We start from the raw sequence: 14,182 nt of genomic DNA on the forward strand, positions 1-14,182 counted from the left end.
CCGGAACACGGAGGAAAAGCGGATGGCGCAGGCGCCACGGGGGGCCCAGGGAATCGACCCGGTGCTGGTGGTGGTCCCGACGTACAACGAGCGGGAGAACATCGGCCCGATCCTGGAACGCCTGCTCGAAGCACTCCCGGAGGTCAACGTCCTCGTCGTGGACGACGGCAGCCCGGACGGGACCGGCGACGTCGCCGACGAGCTCGCGAAGGCCGACGAGCGGATCCACGTCATGCACCGGACCGAGAAGGCCGGCCTGGGCGCCGCGTACGTCGCCGGTTTCCGCTGGGGTCTCGCTCGCGACTACGCCACCATCGTCGAGATGGACGCCGACGGCTCGCACGCGCCGGAGGATCTGCCGCGGGTGCTGGCGGCGCTCGAGGACGCGGATCTGTCCATCGGTTCCCGGTACGTTCCCGGTGGCAGCACGGTGAACTGGCCGTTCCAGCGCAAGGCGCTGTCCTGGATGGCGAACTTCTACGCGAGGGTCGCGCTCGGCACGAAGATCAAGGACATCACCGCGGGTTTCCGCGCGTACCGCCGCACGGTGCTGGAGAAGCTCCCGCTCGACGAGATCGCCTCGCGCGGCTACTGCTTCCAGATCGACCTCGCCTTCCGCACGGCGCTCGCCGGGTTCGAGGTGGTCGAGGTGCCGATCACCTTCACCGAGCGCGAGGTCGGGCAGTCGAAGATGAGCGGTTCGGTCGTGCGCGAGGCGATCGTCCTGGTCGGCCTGTGGGGGCTCAAGCGTCGCTGGCAGCAGCTTCGCGGGCTGGCCAAGAAGGGCTGACCCCCAGCACGCTCACTCCGAGCTTCCCCAGCTCCTTGACCGTCGGCTCGTCCGGGGCCGCGTCGGTGATCACGCCCGCGACGTCGGACAGGGGGAGCACGGTGAACGGCGAGGCCGCGCCGATCTTCTCCGAACTGGCCAGCACGTAGGTGTCGGCGGCTCGTTTGGCGAGGGTGCGTTTCATCGCGGCCTCGTCGGAGTCGCCGGTGGTGAGCCCGGTCTCGGGGTGCACGCCGGTGACGCCGAGGAAGAACAGGTCGGCGTTGATGCCCTCGGCCGCCTCGGCCGCGGCCGCCCCGCAGGTGACGGCGGAGTGCTTGAAGAGCCGTCCGCCGATGAGGAACACCTCGACCTTCGGATGCGTGACGAGCGCGGCCGCGACCGTGGGACTGTGCGTGACGATCGTCGCTTCGAGGTCGACGGGGAGCGCCTTCGCCAGCGCGAGCGCGGTCGTGCCGCCGTCGAGGATGACCGTCGATCCCAGCCGGATCAACGCTGCTGCACGTTTCGCGATCCGTTCCTTGCCCGCGACGCTGACCGCCATGCGCGTCGCGTAGTCCGCGGTGGCCGGGGAGACCGGCAGGGCTCCGCCATACACCCGCTGACAGAGCCCGGCGTCCGCGAGTTCTCGCAGGTCACGGCGGATACTGTCCTCCGATATGCCGAGCTCGGCGGCGAGATCCTTGGCCACGATGCGGCCTTCGGTCTTCAGTCGTTCCAGCAGCAGGTCTCGTCGTTGCGCAGCCAACATGTGCACGTTCCTCCTTGTTCCTGCCGATTGTTGCACACTATGCTCCGCCGCATGAGCAAACCTTTGATGATCCTCATCGCCGGACCGTTCCGCTCGGGCACCGGCGACGACCCCGAACTCCTCGCCCGCAACCTCGCCCGGCTCGAAGAGGCCGCGTGGCCGATCTTCCGCAGCGGGCACGTGCCGATGATCGGCGAGTGGGTCGCGCTCCCGGTGCTGCGCGGCGCCGGCGGAAAGACCGTCGCCGACCCGATCGCGAAAGAGATCATGTATCCGACGGCCGATCGCCTGCTGCACCACTGCGACGCCGTTCTCCGGCTCCCGGGTGATTCCGCTGGGGCCGATCAGGACGTCGCCATCGCGCTCTCCCGCGGGCTCGCGGTCTATCACCGTGTCGAGGACATCCCGGGCTATCAAGCCGCATAATGCGTAACTCGATCGAGCGTGACGTTTCTGGGGGAAGGTGAGCCGTGACCGGTCAGGTCTGCGGGATGTGCGAAGGCCCGCTTCCGGCGAAAGCGGGTTCGCGCGGGCGTACAGCCGTCTACTGTTCGGCCGCGTGCCGCCAGCGGGCCTACCGGTCACGGCGCGATCCCGTCCCCGACGTGGAGGCCCTCATCGCCGAGGTCGGCCGCGTCGCGAACCGGCTGGCACCCCGGCCGGCGGAAGCTCTCCTCACCGATCTCACCTCGCTCACCGCCGACGTGGGCAGGCTGCGGCGCATCGCTCAGCTCGCGCTGCGTACCGAAGAAGAAAACGTCACACCGGCACCCGTGACGGAAACCGTGGACGAGGTGGACTTCGCCGGGAGGATCGAGCAGCACCAACGAGAACTGCGCGTGCACTGCTACCGCATGGTCGGGTCCTACGACGACGCGGAAGACCTGGTCCAGGAAACCTTCCTCCGTGCCTGGCGCGGCCGCGAAGGCTTCGCAGGCAGGTCGAGCTTCCGTGCCTGGCTCTACCGGAGCGCCACCAATACCTGCCTGGATTTCCTGCGGCGCAACAAGAGGGTCCCGCGTCCGTACGACCCACTGCCCGACGTCGAACAGGGCGAACCGCCCCAGTTCATGCCCTGGTTGCAACCGTTCCCGGACGACTCCGCGGAGATCGCCGAGACCAGGGAGACGATGGAACTGGTCTTCCTGGCCGCGATCCAGCACCTCCCGCCGAAGCAACGGGCCGTGGTGATCCTCAACGACGTCCTCGGCTGGAAGGCCGCGGAGACCGCCGACCTGCTGGAAACCAGCGTCGCGTCGGTCACCAGCGCACTCCAGCGTGCCCGCCCCACCCTGCGCGAACGCCTGCCGGAACGCCGCACCGACTGGTCACGGACCGCCGAGGTGACCGAGGAGGAGCAAGCGATCCTGCGACGCTACATGGCCGCCGCCACCGGAAACGGCGACAGCCGGGTGATGGCCGAGCTGCTGCGAGAAGACGTGCTGGTCACGATGCCGCCGAACCCACTGTGGTTCTCCGGCCGTGACGTCTTCCTCGACTTCGTCGCCCAGTCTCTCGACCCCGCGTCGCCGACGTACTTCGGCGAATGGAAACACCTTCCGACCAGCGCGAACCGCCTCCCCGCGGCGGCGGGTTACGTGCGGCGCCCTGGCACCCGGGTCTACCGCGCGCAGGTGCTCGACGTCCTGCGGATCGAGGACGGGAAGGTCGTGGAGATCACCGCTTTCGAACCGCATCTGTTCCCCGCGTTCGGCTTGCCGCTGACCCTCACCTGAGGAGCGATGAGATCCACGTGCCTTCCGCGTCTCAACGGTCGAACCCGACAACGCGGAAGGAACACCCTCATGAGCCTCCAGAACAAGAACGCGGTCATCTACGGCGCCGGCGGATCGATCGGCGGCGGCGTCGCCAAGGAGTTCGCCGCGCGCGGCGCCCGCGTCTTCCTCACCCGGCCGCCACGAGCCGGCGCTGACGAAGGTCGCCGACGAGATCAAGGAGACCGGGGGACTGGCCGAGGTCGCCGTCGTCGACGGCCTCGACGAAGCCGCGGTCGACGAGCACGCGGCGTCCGTCGTGGCCGACGCGGGCAGCATCGACATCTCCCTGAACCTCGTCCCGCGCGGCGACGTCCAGGGCATCCCGCTCGTGGAGATGTCGGTCGAGGACTACGTTCGTCCGATCACCACCGGCATCACGACCAACTTCATCACCGCCCGCGCGGCCGCTCGGCACATGGTCGCCCAAGGCTCCGGCGTCATCCTCGCCCTCGACAGCGGCTCCGCCCAGGGCAGCCCGATGATGGGCGCGACCGGTTCGATCGACGCCGCGCTGGACACCTACATTCGCAACCTCGCCGTCGAGATCGGACCGCACGGCGTCCGCGCGCTCGGTATCTGGGTCGCGGGGATCCCGGAGACCTTCACTCCCAAGAAGCTCTCCGCCGTCAACAACCAGCTGCCCGCCGGCCCGGAGATGGTGCAGAACGTCCTCGACGGTCTCAAGGAGGCCCGGATGACCAAGCGTTCACCGCGTCTCGCCGAAGTCGCCCGCACGCTGGCGTTCCTCGCCTCCGACGACGCCATGGGGATCACCGGGACCTTCGTCAACGTGACCAGCATGTTCCCCAGCTGACCGGAGTTCGGCGAGAACGGCGCGGATCGCCGGACTCGCCTCGGCGCTGCGGCGCCACGCCGCGTGCACCTCACGCGTCGGCGGGCGCCGCAACGGCCGGACGACGAGCCCATCGGCCAAGGGCGGGCGCGCCAGCCGCGGGATCAACGCGAGGACCTCGCCCGAGGCGACCAGTGACAGCTGCGTGGAGAAGTCGTCCACCAGATGCCGGACGTCGGGCTCTTCGGGGAGCCCGGCGAACAGGCGCCGGAACCACTGGTGGCAGACCGTGCCCGGCGGACTGGTGACCCACGCGTGCCCGACCAGATCGGCGCCGTCGAGCGGCAGCTCGGCCCGGGCCAGCGGATGGGCCCCGGCCATGACGACGTCGCCGAAGTCGGTGTGCACCAGACGCCGGGACAGGGCGGGGGAGAGCGGAACGGGCAGGCCGTCGGCGTCGTGCAGGAGAGCGAGGTCCGCCGTTCCGGCGTCGACACTGTGTAACGCCTGGTCGGGGTCCTGCTCGGTGATGTGCAGCCGGAGATCGGGATAGCGCTCCAGCAACCGGGGGTGAACCGGGGCGAGGAGACCGCGGATACCCGTCGAGAACGCGGCCACCCGCAGAACGCCGCGAGGCGCCCCCTCCGCCACCGACTGGGCGGCCTCCGCACAGCGTTCGAGCGCCTGGAACACCTCCAGCGAGGAGTCGACCACGGCCTGACCCGCCGGAGTGAGCACGACTCCACGCCCAGCCGGAGCGAGCACGGGCATCCCGATCTGGCGCTCCAGCCGCTTGATCTGCTGCGACACCGCCGACGCCGTGAATCCCAGCTCGTCCGCTGCGCGAGCCAACGTCCCCAGCGCGGCCACCGACCGCAGTGCCCGCAGAGCTCCGACCTCGATCATGAAGCAAGGCTACGCAATACCGGCCAAAAACCATCGCTGGACCGCATGTATCGGCGCCGACAGGATCGACCGCATGACCGAGACCCTCTTCGGCTCCAACCTCGTCGCCATGGTCACCCCGATGGAACCCGGCGGCGCGCTCAGCGAACCCGGCCTCACCGGCCTGGTCGACCACCTGCTCGACACCGGTTGCGACGGCATCGTCGTCGGCGGGACCACCGGCGAAGCCCCCACCCTGACCGACGCCGAAACCGCCCGGCTCGTCCGCACCGTGGCGACCCGCGCCGCGACGCGGGCACGCGTGATCGCCGGCGTCGGCACCTACGACACCGTCACCTGCATCCGGCGCGCGAAGGAAGCCGAGGCCGCCGGAGCCGACGCGCTCCTGCTCGTCTGCCCCTACTACTCCAGGCCGACGCAGGCCGGGATCGTGGCGCACTGCCTTGCCGTGGCCGACGCCACCGAGCTGCCCGTGATGCTCTACGACGTCCCGGCGCGCACCGGGACGGCCATGGACGCGGCGACCCTGATCGAGCTCGCCCGTCACCCGAGGATCCGAGCCGTGAAGGACGCCAAAGGCGACCTGTTCGAGGCGATGTCCGTCATGGCGCGTACCCGCCTGGCCTACTACTGCGGTATCGACGAACTCAACCTGCCGTACCTCGCCGCGGGCGCCACCGGCCTGGTCAGCGTCGTGGGCAACGCCTACGCCGACCGGAACGCCGAGCTCATCGCCGCCGTCCGCGGGGGAGACCTCGGCACCGCGCGGACCGTCAACGCCGCGCTGCTTCCCTTGGCCGACGCGGTCATGCGCACCTCGCAGGGAGCGATCATGGCCAAGGCGGCACTGGCCGAGCTCGGTGTCATCCCGCACGCGACGGTCCGGCTCCCGCTGCTCGAATCGCCACCCGAGCACCTGCTGCGGCTCCGCGCCGCCTTGGCGCCCTCGGCACCAGCGCTCTCGGGTCTCGTGAGTGGTTAGGACGGTTAGAACCGTCCTAACCACTCACGAGGCGTGCGGTGGCGCCGCACTCGCGTGCTTGAAGGCGTAACTCGCGTGATCTGCGGCGTAACTCGCGAGTGTCGCTTCCAGACACGCGAGTTACGCGCCCGATCACGCGAGTTACGCCTTGACGCACGCCGCGCACCTGTGTTCGTTCTGACCAGTTGGCTCTAACCGTGCTAACCACACACGAGAGCCCGGACACGGCGAAGCCCCCGCGGAGGGAGGTCGCGGGGGCTTCGCCGGTTCGTGGTGGGGCTAGCTACTTGTGCCGTGCGTCAGGCGGACCGGGTGGTCCTGCGTCCCTTCAGCTCGGCGAGACGTTCGTTGAGCAGATCTTCGAGCTCCGGGATCGAACGGCGCTCCAGGAGCATGTCCCAGTGCGTCCTCGGGGGCTTGACCTTCTTCTGCTCCGGCTGCCCGCCGTCCACGATCTCGGACTCGCTGCCGTGCAGCCTGCACTCCCACACCGAAGGGATCTCGGCGTCGTCGGAGAAGGGCACCTCGAACTCGTGGTTCTTGGGGCAGGCGTAGCGCACGGTGCGCCGAGGCGCGAGGTCGTGGTTGCGGTCGGTCTCGTAGCTGACCGCTCCCAGCCGGCTTCCACGGAGAACACGGTCGGCCATGATGGGGGTCCTTTCAGTCAGCTCCGGGTGGAGCCAGGGTGATGCTCACCCTATGCAACGACGATGAGGGCCAGAGGATTCCCTGGACAGCATGTCCTTGCTCACGATGAGCTGTGTCACCCGGTGGCAACAGCTTCTCCTAGTAGGAGTGGTTTCGCGCTCTGGCGTGACGTCAATACGGCCATCTTGGTGCGGATATCCCCCAGATGGGCTAGTAGTACGCCTGTCACGTCAACCGTAACTGACCGTGTTGGGCCGAGGTGGGGCCCAGGTCGCCCAGTCGAAAGTGGCGACGGCACAATACCTGATAACGGACCGTGTTCGGTTCGCCCTCAGAACGTGATGTCGATGAAGATTCAACGACCATCTGCTCGGTATCCGCCACCACCACGGTGTCCCCGGCGCGCAGCACCTCACCGTCGGACACCCGAGCGTTGAACCGCCCCGTCTGCCCGCACCAGCACAGCACCTCGACCTGAACCGGCTGCAACTCGTCCGCCAGCTCGAACAACCGCGCCGCACCGGGGAACAACATGCTCCGGAAATCCGTCGCGATCCCGAAGCAGTACACGTCGATCTGGACGTCATCGGCCAGTTCGGCCAGCTGATCCACCTGATCGGGCGACAGGAACTGCGCCTCGTCGACGATCAGGTAGTCCACATGCCGCCCGGCCGCCCACTGCTCACGCACCAGCAACCGCAGATCGGTCTCGTTCCCCACCTCGGTCGCCTTGCGCGTCAACCCGATCCGGCTCGTGATCTGCGGTTCCCCGGACCGGTCATGACGCACCAGCACCATCCCGCGACGACCCTGCCGCGCGTGGTTGTGGTCGATCTGCAACGCCAGCGTCGACTTCCCGCAGTCCATCGGCCCGTAACAGAACTTCAACTTCCCGACGACCGGCACACCCCGCCGTGAACCCGCCACCGGCACCGACGACAACGCGTCCGTGGGATCCGGGCCACTCTCCTTCAGTACGGTCACGACGCCCGACCCTATCGGCACGCTCCGCCCTCACAGCACCGCCGGTGGTCGGTTACCCGCCGCCTCGATCGCCCGGCGCACCGGCACCAGCCACACGAACACGAAACCGAGCACGAAGAAGATCACCAGCGCGATGATCGCGTACCGGAACGAACCGGTGATCTGCCCGACCGCCGCGAACAGCAGCGGACCGAGCCAAGACGTCCCCCGCTCACCGACCACGTACAGCGAGAAGTACTGCGCGTCCTTCCCCTCCGGGATCATCTGCCCGAACAACGACCGCGACAACGCGTTCGTCCCGCCCAGCACCAGCCCGATCCCGACCGCCACCGCGTAGAACTGCAACGGCTGACCGGCCTCGATGAAGAACGCGAAGCACAACACGGCCACCCAGGCCACCAGACTGCCCAGAATCGTCTTCTTCGCCCCGATCCGCGCAGCGATCGCACCGTGGATCATCGCCCCGGCGTACGCCAGGAACTGGATCACCAGGATCGTGACGATGAGCACCTGGGTGCTGTACTTCAGCTCGTCCTTGCCGTACTGCGCCGACACCGCCACCACCGTCGTGATGCCGTCGGTGAAGACCAGATAGCTCCCGAGGAACGCCAGCGTCAGGGGATAGGCCCGCGCGTCCTTGATCGTCCGCTTCAGCTCCTTGAACCCGGCCGTCAACACCGACAGTCCCCGCTCACCCGACTTCGGCACGTGAGTCTGGGGGAGCGCCCGCACCGCCGGGATCGTGAACACCGCCCACCAGATCCCCGACGTCAGGAAGCAGATCCGGACGGCGAGCGACTCGCTCACCCCGAAAGCCTCGTGCCCGAGGAAGAACCCGAGCTGCAGCGCCAGCGCCAGACCACCGCCGAGATACCCGAAGGCCCAACCCTTCGACGACACCGCGTCCCGCTCGTCAGGCTCCGCGATGTCCACCAGGAACGAGTAGTAGACGACCAGCGCACCGCCGTAACCGATGTTGGCCAGGATGAACGTCCAGACCCCGACCTCCCAGTTCGTCCCCGCGATGAAGAACATCAGCGCCGACGCCACCGCACCCAGGAACGCGAACCCGCCGAGGATCCGCCGCTTGTGCCTGCTCCGGTCCGCGATCGCGCCGGCGATCGGCAGCACCAGCACCTGCGTCACCGTCGCGATCGACAGCAGATACCCCCACAACGAACCCGCGGGGAACTGGAGTCCGAACAACGAGACGTCGCAGTTCTGCAGCGTGCTCGAAGCTCCACTCGAATCGGTGCACGCCCTGTCCCCGTTAAGGGTGAAATTCGCCTTCGCGTCCGCGGACGCGATCTCGCTCAAATAGAGCGCTCCGAAGACGGTGATCACCGACGAATAGAACGGCGAATTGGCCCAGTCGTAGAGGTACCAAGCCCGCCACACCCGCTTGCGTTCACGGGTCACGGCCACCGTCATGCACTGCTCCTGAAGTCGAGAACGTCGAGGTCAGCGGGAGACTACTGGTGATCACACCCGCCTGTCCGGCACGAGTCCGGACCGTGTTCGTTTCGACGCGGGACGAACCCTTCCCGGACACCTTCCCGGCCATCGTCGGCGTGTCGCTGCCACGATCCCCGTGTGTTTCATGTGAGGCTGGTGAGCGATCTGTGACTCTTGTGAAGCACGGGACTGATACTTACTGTTCCGCTCATGAGGACCCATCGCCTTCGCACAGCACACCGCGTAGTGGCGAGAACGCTCCTGCTCGCCCTCGCCGTGACGGGCCTGCAGATCGCCACCACCGGATCCGCCGCCGCGGATCCCCACGGCTCCCACTGGGCCAAGCTCCGCATGTGTGAATCGAGCGGGCGCTACAACATCAACACCGGCAACGGCTACTACGGCGCCTACCAGTTCGACCTGCCCACCTGGCGCAGCGTCGGCGGCCAAGGGCGACCCGACCAGGCCACCCCCCGCGAACAGGACTACCGGGCCCTCTACCTCTACCGCATGCGCGGCTGGCAACCCTGGGAATGCGCCGGCAAGCTCGGCTTCCGCAACGACAGCGACGGCCGCAGCAAACGCGTCCCGTCCTATGCCGACTCCGCCTACATCGGCGGGGGAGGACAGCCCGCCCCGCCGCCTCCGCCCAAACCGAAGCCCACCCCGCCCGCGCCGCCCGGCGGACCCAAACCCGCCTGGCCCGGCGTCGTCTACGCCTACGGCGACTGCGCGCCACCACTGAAGCAGTTCCAGCTGCGGATGAACGCCTTCGGCTACGGCTTCACCGGCACAGGCTGCTACTACGACAAAACCCGCGAAGCCGTACTCGCCCTCCAGCGGGCCAACGGCATCAACGACTCAGGACGGCTCGGCCCCAAGACCTGGGACGCCGCCTGGAACGGCAAAGCACCCCGCTGACCCCCGCGTTTAGTCCTCTGAATGCGCTCACAACGCATTCAGAGGACTAAACGCGGATCACGAAGGCCAAGCACCGCGTTCCCGAAGCACCTCACGCAACAGATCCGGCCGGTCCGTCACGATCCCGTGCACCCCCAGATCCAGCAACAGCCGCATCTCCGCCGGATCGTCCACCGTCCACGTGTGCACCTCGAAACCCCCACGCGTCGCCTGCCGCAGGAACGCCCGGTCCACCACCTTCAACCGCCCCTGCCGCACCGGCACCTGCGCCATCGCACCCCGCGACAACGCCCGCAACGACACCAGCGGGAAGAACCCGTTCGCCCACATCACCGCCACCGCACGCGGCCCCATCGCGGTCACCAGCTTCGGCCCCGCCAGCTTCCGGATCCGCGCCAGCCGCGCGTCGGAGAACGACGCCGCGGCCACCCGGTCGTACGCCCCGGTCCGCTCGATCGCCCGCACGAACGGCGCCACCGCCTCGTTCGACTTCACATCGATGTTGAACCGCGCCTCCGGCAACTCCTCGAGGACGTCCTCCAGCCGCGACAACGGCACACGGCCACCGACCTTGACCGTCCGCAGCTGGGCCCACGTCTGCCGCGAGATCAACCCCGCGCCGTCCGTCGTCCGATCCAACGACGCGTCGTGATGAACCACCACCACACCATCCGACGTCGCGTGCACATCCGTCTCCAGATAGCGATAACCCTCCGTCACCGCCTGCTGGAAGGCGGGCAGCGAATTCTCCAGCCCTTCCAGGTCACCGAGGTGCCAGCCCCGATGGGCGAAGGCACGCGGTAGCGGGTCGGCGAGATACGGGAACAGTGTCGGCACCCCACTAGTGTGCACTTCGGTCGTGGCCCCGGCATGATCGCCGGATGGCCAGCTAGGGTCTGATCCGTGAGGGAAGTGGCCGAACACCCGAAGACGTCCGCCGAAGAGGTGTCCGAGCTACGCCGCGCCGGCGCACCCAAACACTGCGGATGGTGCGGCCGACGGCTCGAACAAGGCGGCAACGTCGGCAGGCGCCGCCGCTACTGCGGGCAATCCTGCCGCCAGCGCGCCTACGAACGCCGCACCGCCCTACAGCGCAGCGGACTCCCCGAAGACGCCGTCGTCCTCTCCGACACCGAGATCGCCACCCTGCAGGACAGGCTCTTCCAACTCCGCTGCGCCGCCGAAGACGTCGTCACCGCGGCCGACGACGGCGCTTCCGTCGCCGAACTCCGTGGCCTCGCGGGCGAAATCGCCCAAGCCGCCAAGGACCTCGAACAACTCCGCTGAGCTACACGATCCCGTCCAGCGCGCGATACGTCCGGTTGCTCGCAGCCGCCGCACGCTGCTCACGCCCCGTCGCCTCGATGTAGTTCTGACTGGTCGCGAGGCTCGCGTGCCCCAGCAGCGCCATGATCTCCGACGCCGTCGCGCCGTCCTCCGCCAGCCGTGTCGCGAAGGTGTGCCGCAACGCGTGGAGGTTCGCCCCGACCGGCACACGGTCGTGCAGGCCGGCCCACCGGTAACAGGATTTGACGAGGTACTCCAGCGCGCCGCGGCCGATCGGCTCGCCCGCGCGATCCCGGAGGAGGGGAGTGGAGGGCCCGAACCGCTGCTGCGGAAACCGGCGGCGGCAGGAGGCCAGGTACTCCTCGATGATCTTCTCCATGATCGGCTGCACCGGGATCGACCGGTCGCGGCTTCCCTTGCCATGGACGTGCAACCGCATCTCGCCCTGACGGCCGACCAGCGAACGCGCGGTCAGCGCCCGCATCTCCGCGGCACGCAGCCCGGCGACCAGCCCCAGCGCGATCACCAGGACGTCCCGCTCCGGCCACGGATCCCTCGTGCGACGCGAGCCGTCGGCGGCGGCCGCGAGCAACTGCTCCGGGGTTTCCTCACCCCGCAACGGTTTCGGCGTCAGCGGAGGCGCCTTCGGCCGGGCGACCGCGCCCATCGGGTTGCCCGCGAGCAGCCCGTCGGACACGCAGAAGGTGAGGAACTGGTTCCAGGTCGACCAGGCGCGGAGCACCGAACTCTTCGCGTGGGTGTCCGCGAAGGCACCGAAGGCATTGCGGAGCGCCTGCGCGGTGAGCATCTCGACAGTGAGTTCGTCAGGGGAGCGGCCCAACTCGCGGAGCAAGAGGGCGGTGATGCCGGCGAGGTCGCGGCGGTAGGCGTCGGTGGTGTGAGGAGAATCCTTACGGGGACGACGTGCGGCGAAAAAGGCTTGCTGTGCCTCGGAAACCCTCATGAACATCTTGTACCGCATGGCACCGACAGTCTTACACTCGGTTATATTCGGTTTCATGCATAATAGTGATTATGCATGAAACGGAGTGATGGGTCCGGAAATCCCTCGCGGGGGATCTCGGTTCACTCGCCGCTCTCCGGACATCATGACCGGGTCGCACTGGACGCTCTTGCGTCCTGAATGACTCGTCGCATGCCGCCTGGGCGACGACTGGAGCCCGAGCCGTCGCCCAGGATGGCCGGCTGGCTCGAAGTGATCCATCCGAGCCGAGCGCCTCCGTTGATCATCTGCAGCGGCGAAGGGCGCCTTCACTGCATGACATGCGACAAAGGACGCTTTCAGTCCGCCTTGGGGCCCCTCTCGGCCATCGTTATCCAGGTCGGCCAAAGTGCCGATAATGTACATTATGTCAAGTAAGTCTCTACGCAGGTGCTGCAGCCCCTCACCCGCGAGCCTTTGATGCCCGACTCCTCGGCAGCACCAGGTCGTCGTGATCGGACATCGACAGGTTCACGACCCTGGCGCACACCAACTCGCCGGGCAGACTCGGATCCGCTGCGTCCCCGACCGATTGACACGAGACACGCAGGCTTAGGGCCCGCTCGCCCGTTGCCACCGAAGCTCCGTAAGTCTAGGCTTACGGTTCGTGGGCACTTACCGAATATCCGACGCCACATGGAGTGCGTTCGGGGATCCGAGCCGGCGCGCGATCATCGAGTGCCTGGCCGAGCGGCCGCAGTCCGTCCGTGAACTCGCCGACCAGCTACCGATCAGCCGCCCCGCGGTCTCCCAGCACCTCAAGGCGCTCAAGGTCGCAGGGTTGGTCACCGATCGCCCTGTCGGGACGAAGCGCATCTACCAGCTCGACGCGATAGCCGTGGGCGCGTTGCGCGATCAGCTCGACACCTATTGGAGCCGCGCGCTGTCCGCTTACCAGGACGCCGTCGAACAGCCCGAAGGAGATAAGCGATGACGCAGGCAACGAACCCGGTGGTGCGCAAGGAAATCGTCGTGGACGCCCCGATCGAACGGGCCTTCACCGTTTTCACCGAGCGATTCGGCGACTTCAAGCCACCTGAGCACAATCTTCTTCAGGTCGAGATCGTCGAGACCGTGTTCGAACCCCGCGTCGGTGGCCACATCTTCGACCGCGGGGTGGACGGCAGCGAGTGCCGGTGGGCTCGAATACTCACCTACGATCCCCCGCACCGCGTCGTCTTCAGCTGGGACATCAGCCCTCAATGGCAGATTGAAAGCGACCACGAGCACACGAGCGAGGTCGAGGTCCGCTTCATCGCCGAAGCCGCGCAGCGCACGCGGGTGGAACTCGAACACCGCAAGCTGGATCGCCACGGACCGGGCTGGAACGCTGTCAGCGACGGCGTGGGAGGCGACGCCGGCTGGCCGCTGTACCTGGCCCGCTATGCCCAGCTGCTGACCAGGGTCGGCTGATGGCGACCACGATGCCACCCGCTCGAAAGCCGTTACAACGCAAGAGCGATGTGCTCGAGTTGCTGCGCTCGGAGACCACCGCGTGGTTGGCCACGGGCGATACCGACGGCCCACATCTGGTCCCGCTCTTGTTTCACCACAACGGCGAGGTGCTCACCTTCGCGACCTTCGCGCACAGCCGAACGGTGACCAACGTGGCCGCGACCGCACGAGCACGGGCAGCCATCGGCCGTCACTACGACGTGGTCATGATCGACGGCTCGATGGAAATCATCGAGCCCGGCGCGATCGATCCCGCCATCGCCGACCCGTTCGCTTCACTGCTGCGCGGTGGTCCTGACCCTCGGCATACCCCCGGATTCGTCTACCTTCAGCTCACTCCGACTCGGTTGCAGGCATGGCGCTCGTTCGCCGAGCTGCGCGGCAGGACTCTGATGCGCTCCGGCCAGTGGCTGGTTTGACCGCGGACGC

Annotated in this window: 17 protein-coding genes; 10 read left to right on the top strand and 7 right to left on the bottom strand. The window is 67.8% G+C overall.

What is annotated here, in order from left to right; genetic code table 11:
• Positions 1-22 precede the first annotated feature (22 nt).
• Positions 23-790, top strand: a complete 768-nt coding sequence (locus tag NQK81_RS02610; RefSeq protein ID WP_257486879.1) for a polyprenol monophosphomannose synthase — start codon at positions 23-25, stop codon at positions 788-790.
• Here NQK81_RS02610 and NQK81_RS02615 read toward each other — a convergent pair.
• Positions 744-1,541: a DeoR/GlpR family DNA-binding transcription regulator gene (locus NQK81_RS02615; protein WP_126733147.1), complete on the bottom strand. Its 798-nt coding sequence runs from the start codon at positions 1,539-1,541 to the stop codon at positions 744-746. The two genes, NQK81_RS02610 and NQK81_RS02615, sit on opposite strands and share 47 nt — an antisense overlap.
• A gap of 51 nt (positions 1,542-1,592) precedes the next feature.
• On the opposite strand from NQK81_RS02615, the gene NQK81_RS02620 reads away from it, so the two are divergent.
• The 3 genes from NQK81_RS02620 (at position 1,593) to NQK81_RS02630 (ending at position 4,133) form a co-directional block, all read left to right on the top strand.
• Positions 1,593-1,967 carry a DUF4406 domain-containing protein gene (locus tag NQK81_RS02620; protein ID WP_241783993.1) on the top strand — a complete coding sequence of 125 codons (375 nt, stop codon included), beginning with the start codon at positions 1,593-1,595 and terminating at the stop codon, positions 1,965-1,967.
• 44 nt (positions 1,968-2,011) lie between these two features.
• The gene (locus tag NQK81_RS02625) at positions 2,012-3,277 is read left to right on the top strand and encodes an RNA polymerase subunit sigma-70 (protein ID WP_257486880.1); all 1,266 of its coding nucleotides are present in this window, start codon (positions 2,012-2,014) and stop codon (positions 3,275-3,277) included.
• 232 nt (positions 3,278-3,509) lie between these two features.
• A complete protein-coding gene (locus NQK81_RS02630) occupies positions 3,510-4,133 on the top strand; it encodes an SDR family NAD(P)-dependent oxidoreductase (RefSeq protein ID WP_257489981.1) in 624 nt (207 codons plus the stop codon).
• Here NQK81_RS02630 and NQK81_RS02635 read toward each other — a convergent pair.
• A complete protein-coding gene (locus NQK81_RS02635) occupies positions 4,026-5,018 on the bottom strand; it encodes a LysR family transcriptional regulator (RefSeq protein WP_257486881.1) in 993 nt (330 codons plus the stop codon). The genes NQK81_RS02630 and NQK81_RS02635 overlap by 108 nt on opposite strands.
• 73 nt (positions 5,019-5,091) lie before the next feature.
• Between NQK81_RS02635 and dapA the strand changes: the two genes are divergently transcribed.
• A complete protein-coding gene (dapA, locus tag NQK81_RS02640) occupies positions 5,092-6,000 on the top strand; it encodes a 4-hydroxy-tetrahydrodipicolinate synthase (protein WP_257486882.1) in 909 nt (302 codons plus the stop codon).
• A gap of 299 nt (positions 6,001-6,299) precedes the next feature.
• On the opposite strand, the gene NQK81_RS02645 is transcribed toward dapA, so the two are convergent.
• From NQK81_RS02645 to NQK81_RS02655, 3 genes are all read right to left on the bottom strand, one after another.
• A complete protein-coding gene (locus tag NQK81_RS02645; protein WP_005151365.1) occupies positions 6,300-6,647 on the bottom strand; it encodes an RNA polymerase-binding protein RbpA in 348 nt (115 codons plus the stop codon).
• 226 nt (positions 6,648-6,873) lie between these two features.
• Entirely contained in the window at positions 6,874-7,632 is a 759-nt protein-coding gene (locus NQK81_RS02650) for a thymidine kinase (RefSeq protein WP_126733012.1), read from the bottom strand.
• Between the two features lie 30 nt (positions 7,633-7,662).
• The gene (locus NQK81_RS02655) at positions 7,663-9,063 is read right to left on the bottom strand and encodes an MFS transporter (RefSeq protein WP_257486883.1); all 1,401 of its coding nucleotides are present in this window, start codon (positions 9,061-9,063) and stop codon (positions 7,663-7,665) included.
• Between the two features lie 270 nt (positions 9,064-9,333).
• On the opposite strand from NQK81_RS02655, the gene NQK81_RS02660 reads away from it, so the two are divergent.
• Positions 9,334-10,008 (top strand): transglycosylase family protein, encoded by a 675-nt coding sequence (locus NQK81_RS02660; RefSeq protein ID WP_257486884.1) that lies wholly within the window; start codon positions 9,334-9,336, stop codon positions 10,006-10,008.
• Between the two features lie 57 nt (positions 10,009-10,065).
• Here the strand turns inward: NQK81_RS02660 and NQK81_RS02665 are convergent, their stop codons facing one another.
• A complete protein-coding gene (locus NQK81_RS02665) occupies positions 10,066-10,845 on the bottom strand; it encodes a glycerophosphodiester phosphodiesterase family protein (RefSeq protein ID WP_257486885.1) in 780 nt (259 codons plus the stop codon).
• A gap of 66 nt (positions 10,846-10,911) precedes the next feature.
• Here NQK81_RS02665 and NQK81_RS02670 point away from each other — a divergent pair, with 66 nt between their 5' ends.
• Positions 10,912-11,295, top strand: a complete 384-nt coding sequence (locus tag NQK81_RS02670; protein ID WP_034320669.1) for a hypothetical protein — start codon at positions 10,912-10,914, stop codon at positions 11,293-11,295.
• A 1-nt stretch (position 11,296) separates the two neighbouring features.
• Here NQK81_RS02670 and NQK81_RS02675 read toward each other — a convergent pair whose 3' ends face one another.
• Entirely contained in the window at positions 11,297-12,277 is a 981-nt protein-coding gene (locus tag NQK81_RS02675; protein WP_034320667.1) for a tyrosine-type recombinase/integrase, read from the bottom strand.
• A gap of 628 nt (positions 12,278-12,905) precedes the next feature.
• Between NQK81_RS02675 and NQK81_RS02680 the strand changes: the two genes are divergently transcribed.
• From NQK81_RS02680 to NQK81_RS02690, 3 genes are read left to right on the top strand one after another with little or no spacing between them, the layout of a single operon-like run.
• Positions 12,906-13,232 carry an ArsR/SmtB family transcription factor gene (locus NQK81_RS02680; protein WP_257486886.1) on the top strand — a complete coding sequence of 109 codons (327 nt, stop codon included), beginning with the start codon at positions 12,906-12,908 and terminating at the stop codon, positions 13,230-13,232.
• Positions 13,229-13,711, top strand: coding sequence for an SRPBCC family protein (locus NQK81_RS02685; RefSeq protein ID WP_257486887.1), 483 nt, complete (start codon positions 13,229-13,231; stop codon positions 13,709-13,711). Before NQK81_RS02680 ends, NQK81_RS02685 begins: the two co-directional genes overlap by 4 nt.
• Positions 13,711-14,172 carry a pyridoxamine 5'-phosphate oxidase family protein gene (locus tag NQK81_RS02690; RefSeq protein ID WP_257486888.1) on the top strand — a complete coding sequence of 154 codons (462 nt, stop codon included), beginning with the start codon at positions 13,711-13,713 and terminating at the stop codon, positions 14,170-14,172. Before NQK81_RS02685 ends, NQK81_RS02690 begins: the two co-directional genes overlap by 1 nt.
• Positions 14,173-14,182 lie beyond the last annotated feature (10 nt).

The organism is Amycolatopsis roodepoortensis, assembly GCF_024628825.1.
In the GTDB taxonomy this organism is placed as follows: domain Bacteria; phylum Actinomycetota; class Actinomycetes; order Mycobacteriales; family Pseudonocardiaceae; genus Amycolatopsis; species Amycolatopsis roodepoortensis.

Bases quoted from the DNA above. Each gene is read 5' to 3' on its own strand.
- NQK81_RS02610 (WP_257486879.1), top strand. From the start codon at position 23: ATGGCGCAGGCGCCACGGGGGGCCCAGGGAATCGACCCGGTGCTGGTG.
- NQK81_RS02615 (WP_126733147.1), bottom strand. From the start codon at position 1,541: ATGTTGGCTGCGCAACGACGAGACCTGCTGCTGGAACGACTGAAGACC.
- NQK81_RS02620 (WP_241783993.1), top strand. From the start codon at position 1,593: ATGAGCAAACCTTTGATGATCCTCATCGCCGGACCGTTCCGCTCGGGC.
- NQK81_RS02635 (WP_257486881.1), bottom strand. From the start codon at position 5,018: ATGATCGAGGTCGGAGCTCTGCGGGCACTGCGGTCGGTGGCCGCGCTG.
- dapA (WP_257486882.1), top strand. From the start codon at position 5,092: ATGACCGAGACCCTCTTCGGCTCCAACCTCGTCGCCATGGTCACCCCG.
- NQK81_RS02645 (WP_005151365.1), bottom strand. From the start codon at position 6,647: ATGGCCGACCGTGTTCTCCGTGGAAGCCGGCTGGGAGCGGTCAGCTAC.
- NQK81_RS02655 (WP_257486883.1), bottom strand. From the start codon at position 9,063: ATGACGGTGGCCGTGACCCGTGAACGCAAGCGGGTGTGGCGGGCTTGG.
- NQK81_RS02675 (WP_034320667.1), bottom strand. From the start codon at position 12,277: ATGCGGTACAAGATGTTCATGAGGGTTTCCGAGGCACAGCAAGCCTTT.
- NQK81_RS02685 (WP_257486887.1), top strand. From the start codon at position 13,229: ATGACGCAGGCAACGAACCCGGTGGTGCGCAAGGAAATCGTCGTGGAC.
- NQK81_RS02690 (WP_257486888.1), top strand. From the start codon at position 13,711: ATGGCGACCACGATGCCACCCGCTCGAAAGCCGTTACAACGCAAGAGC.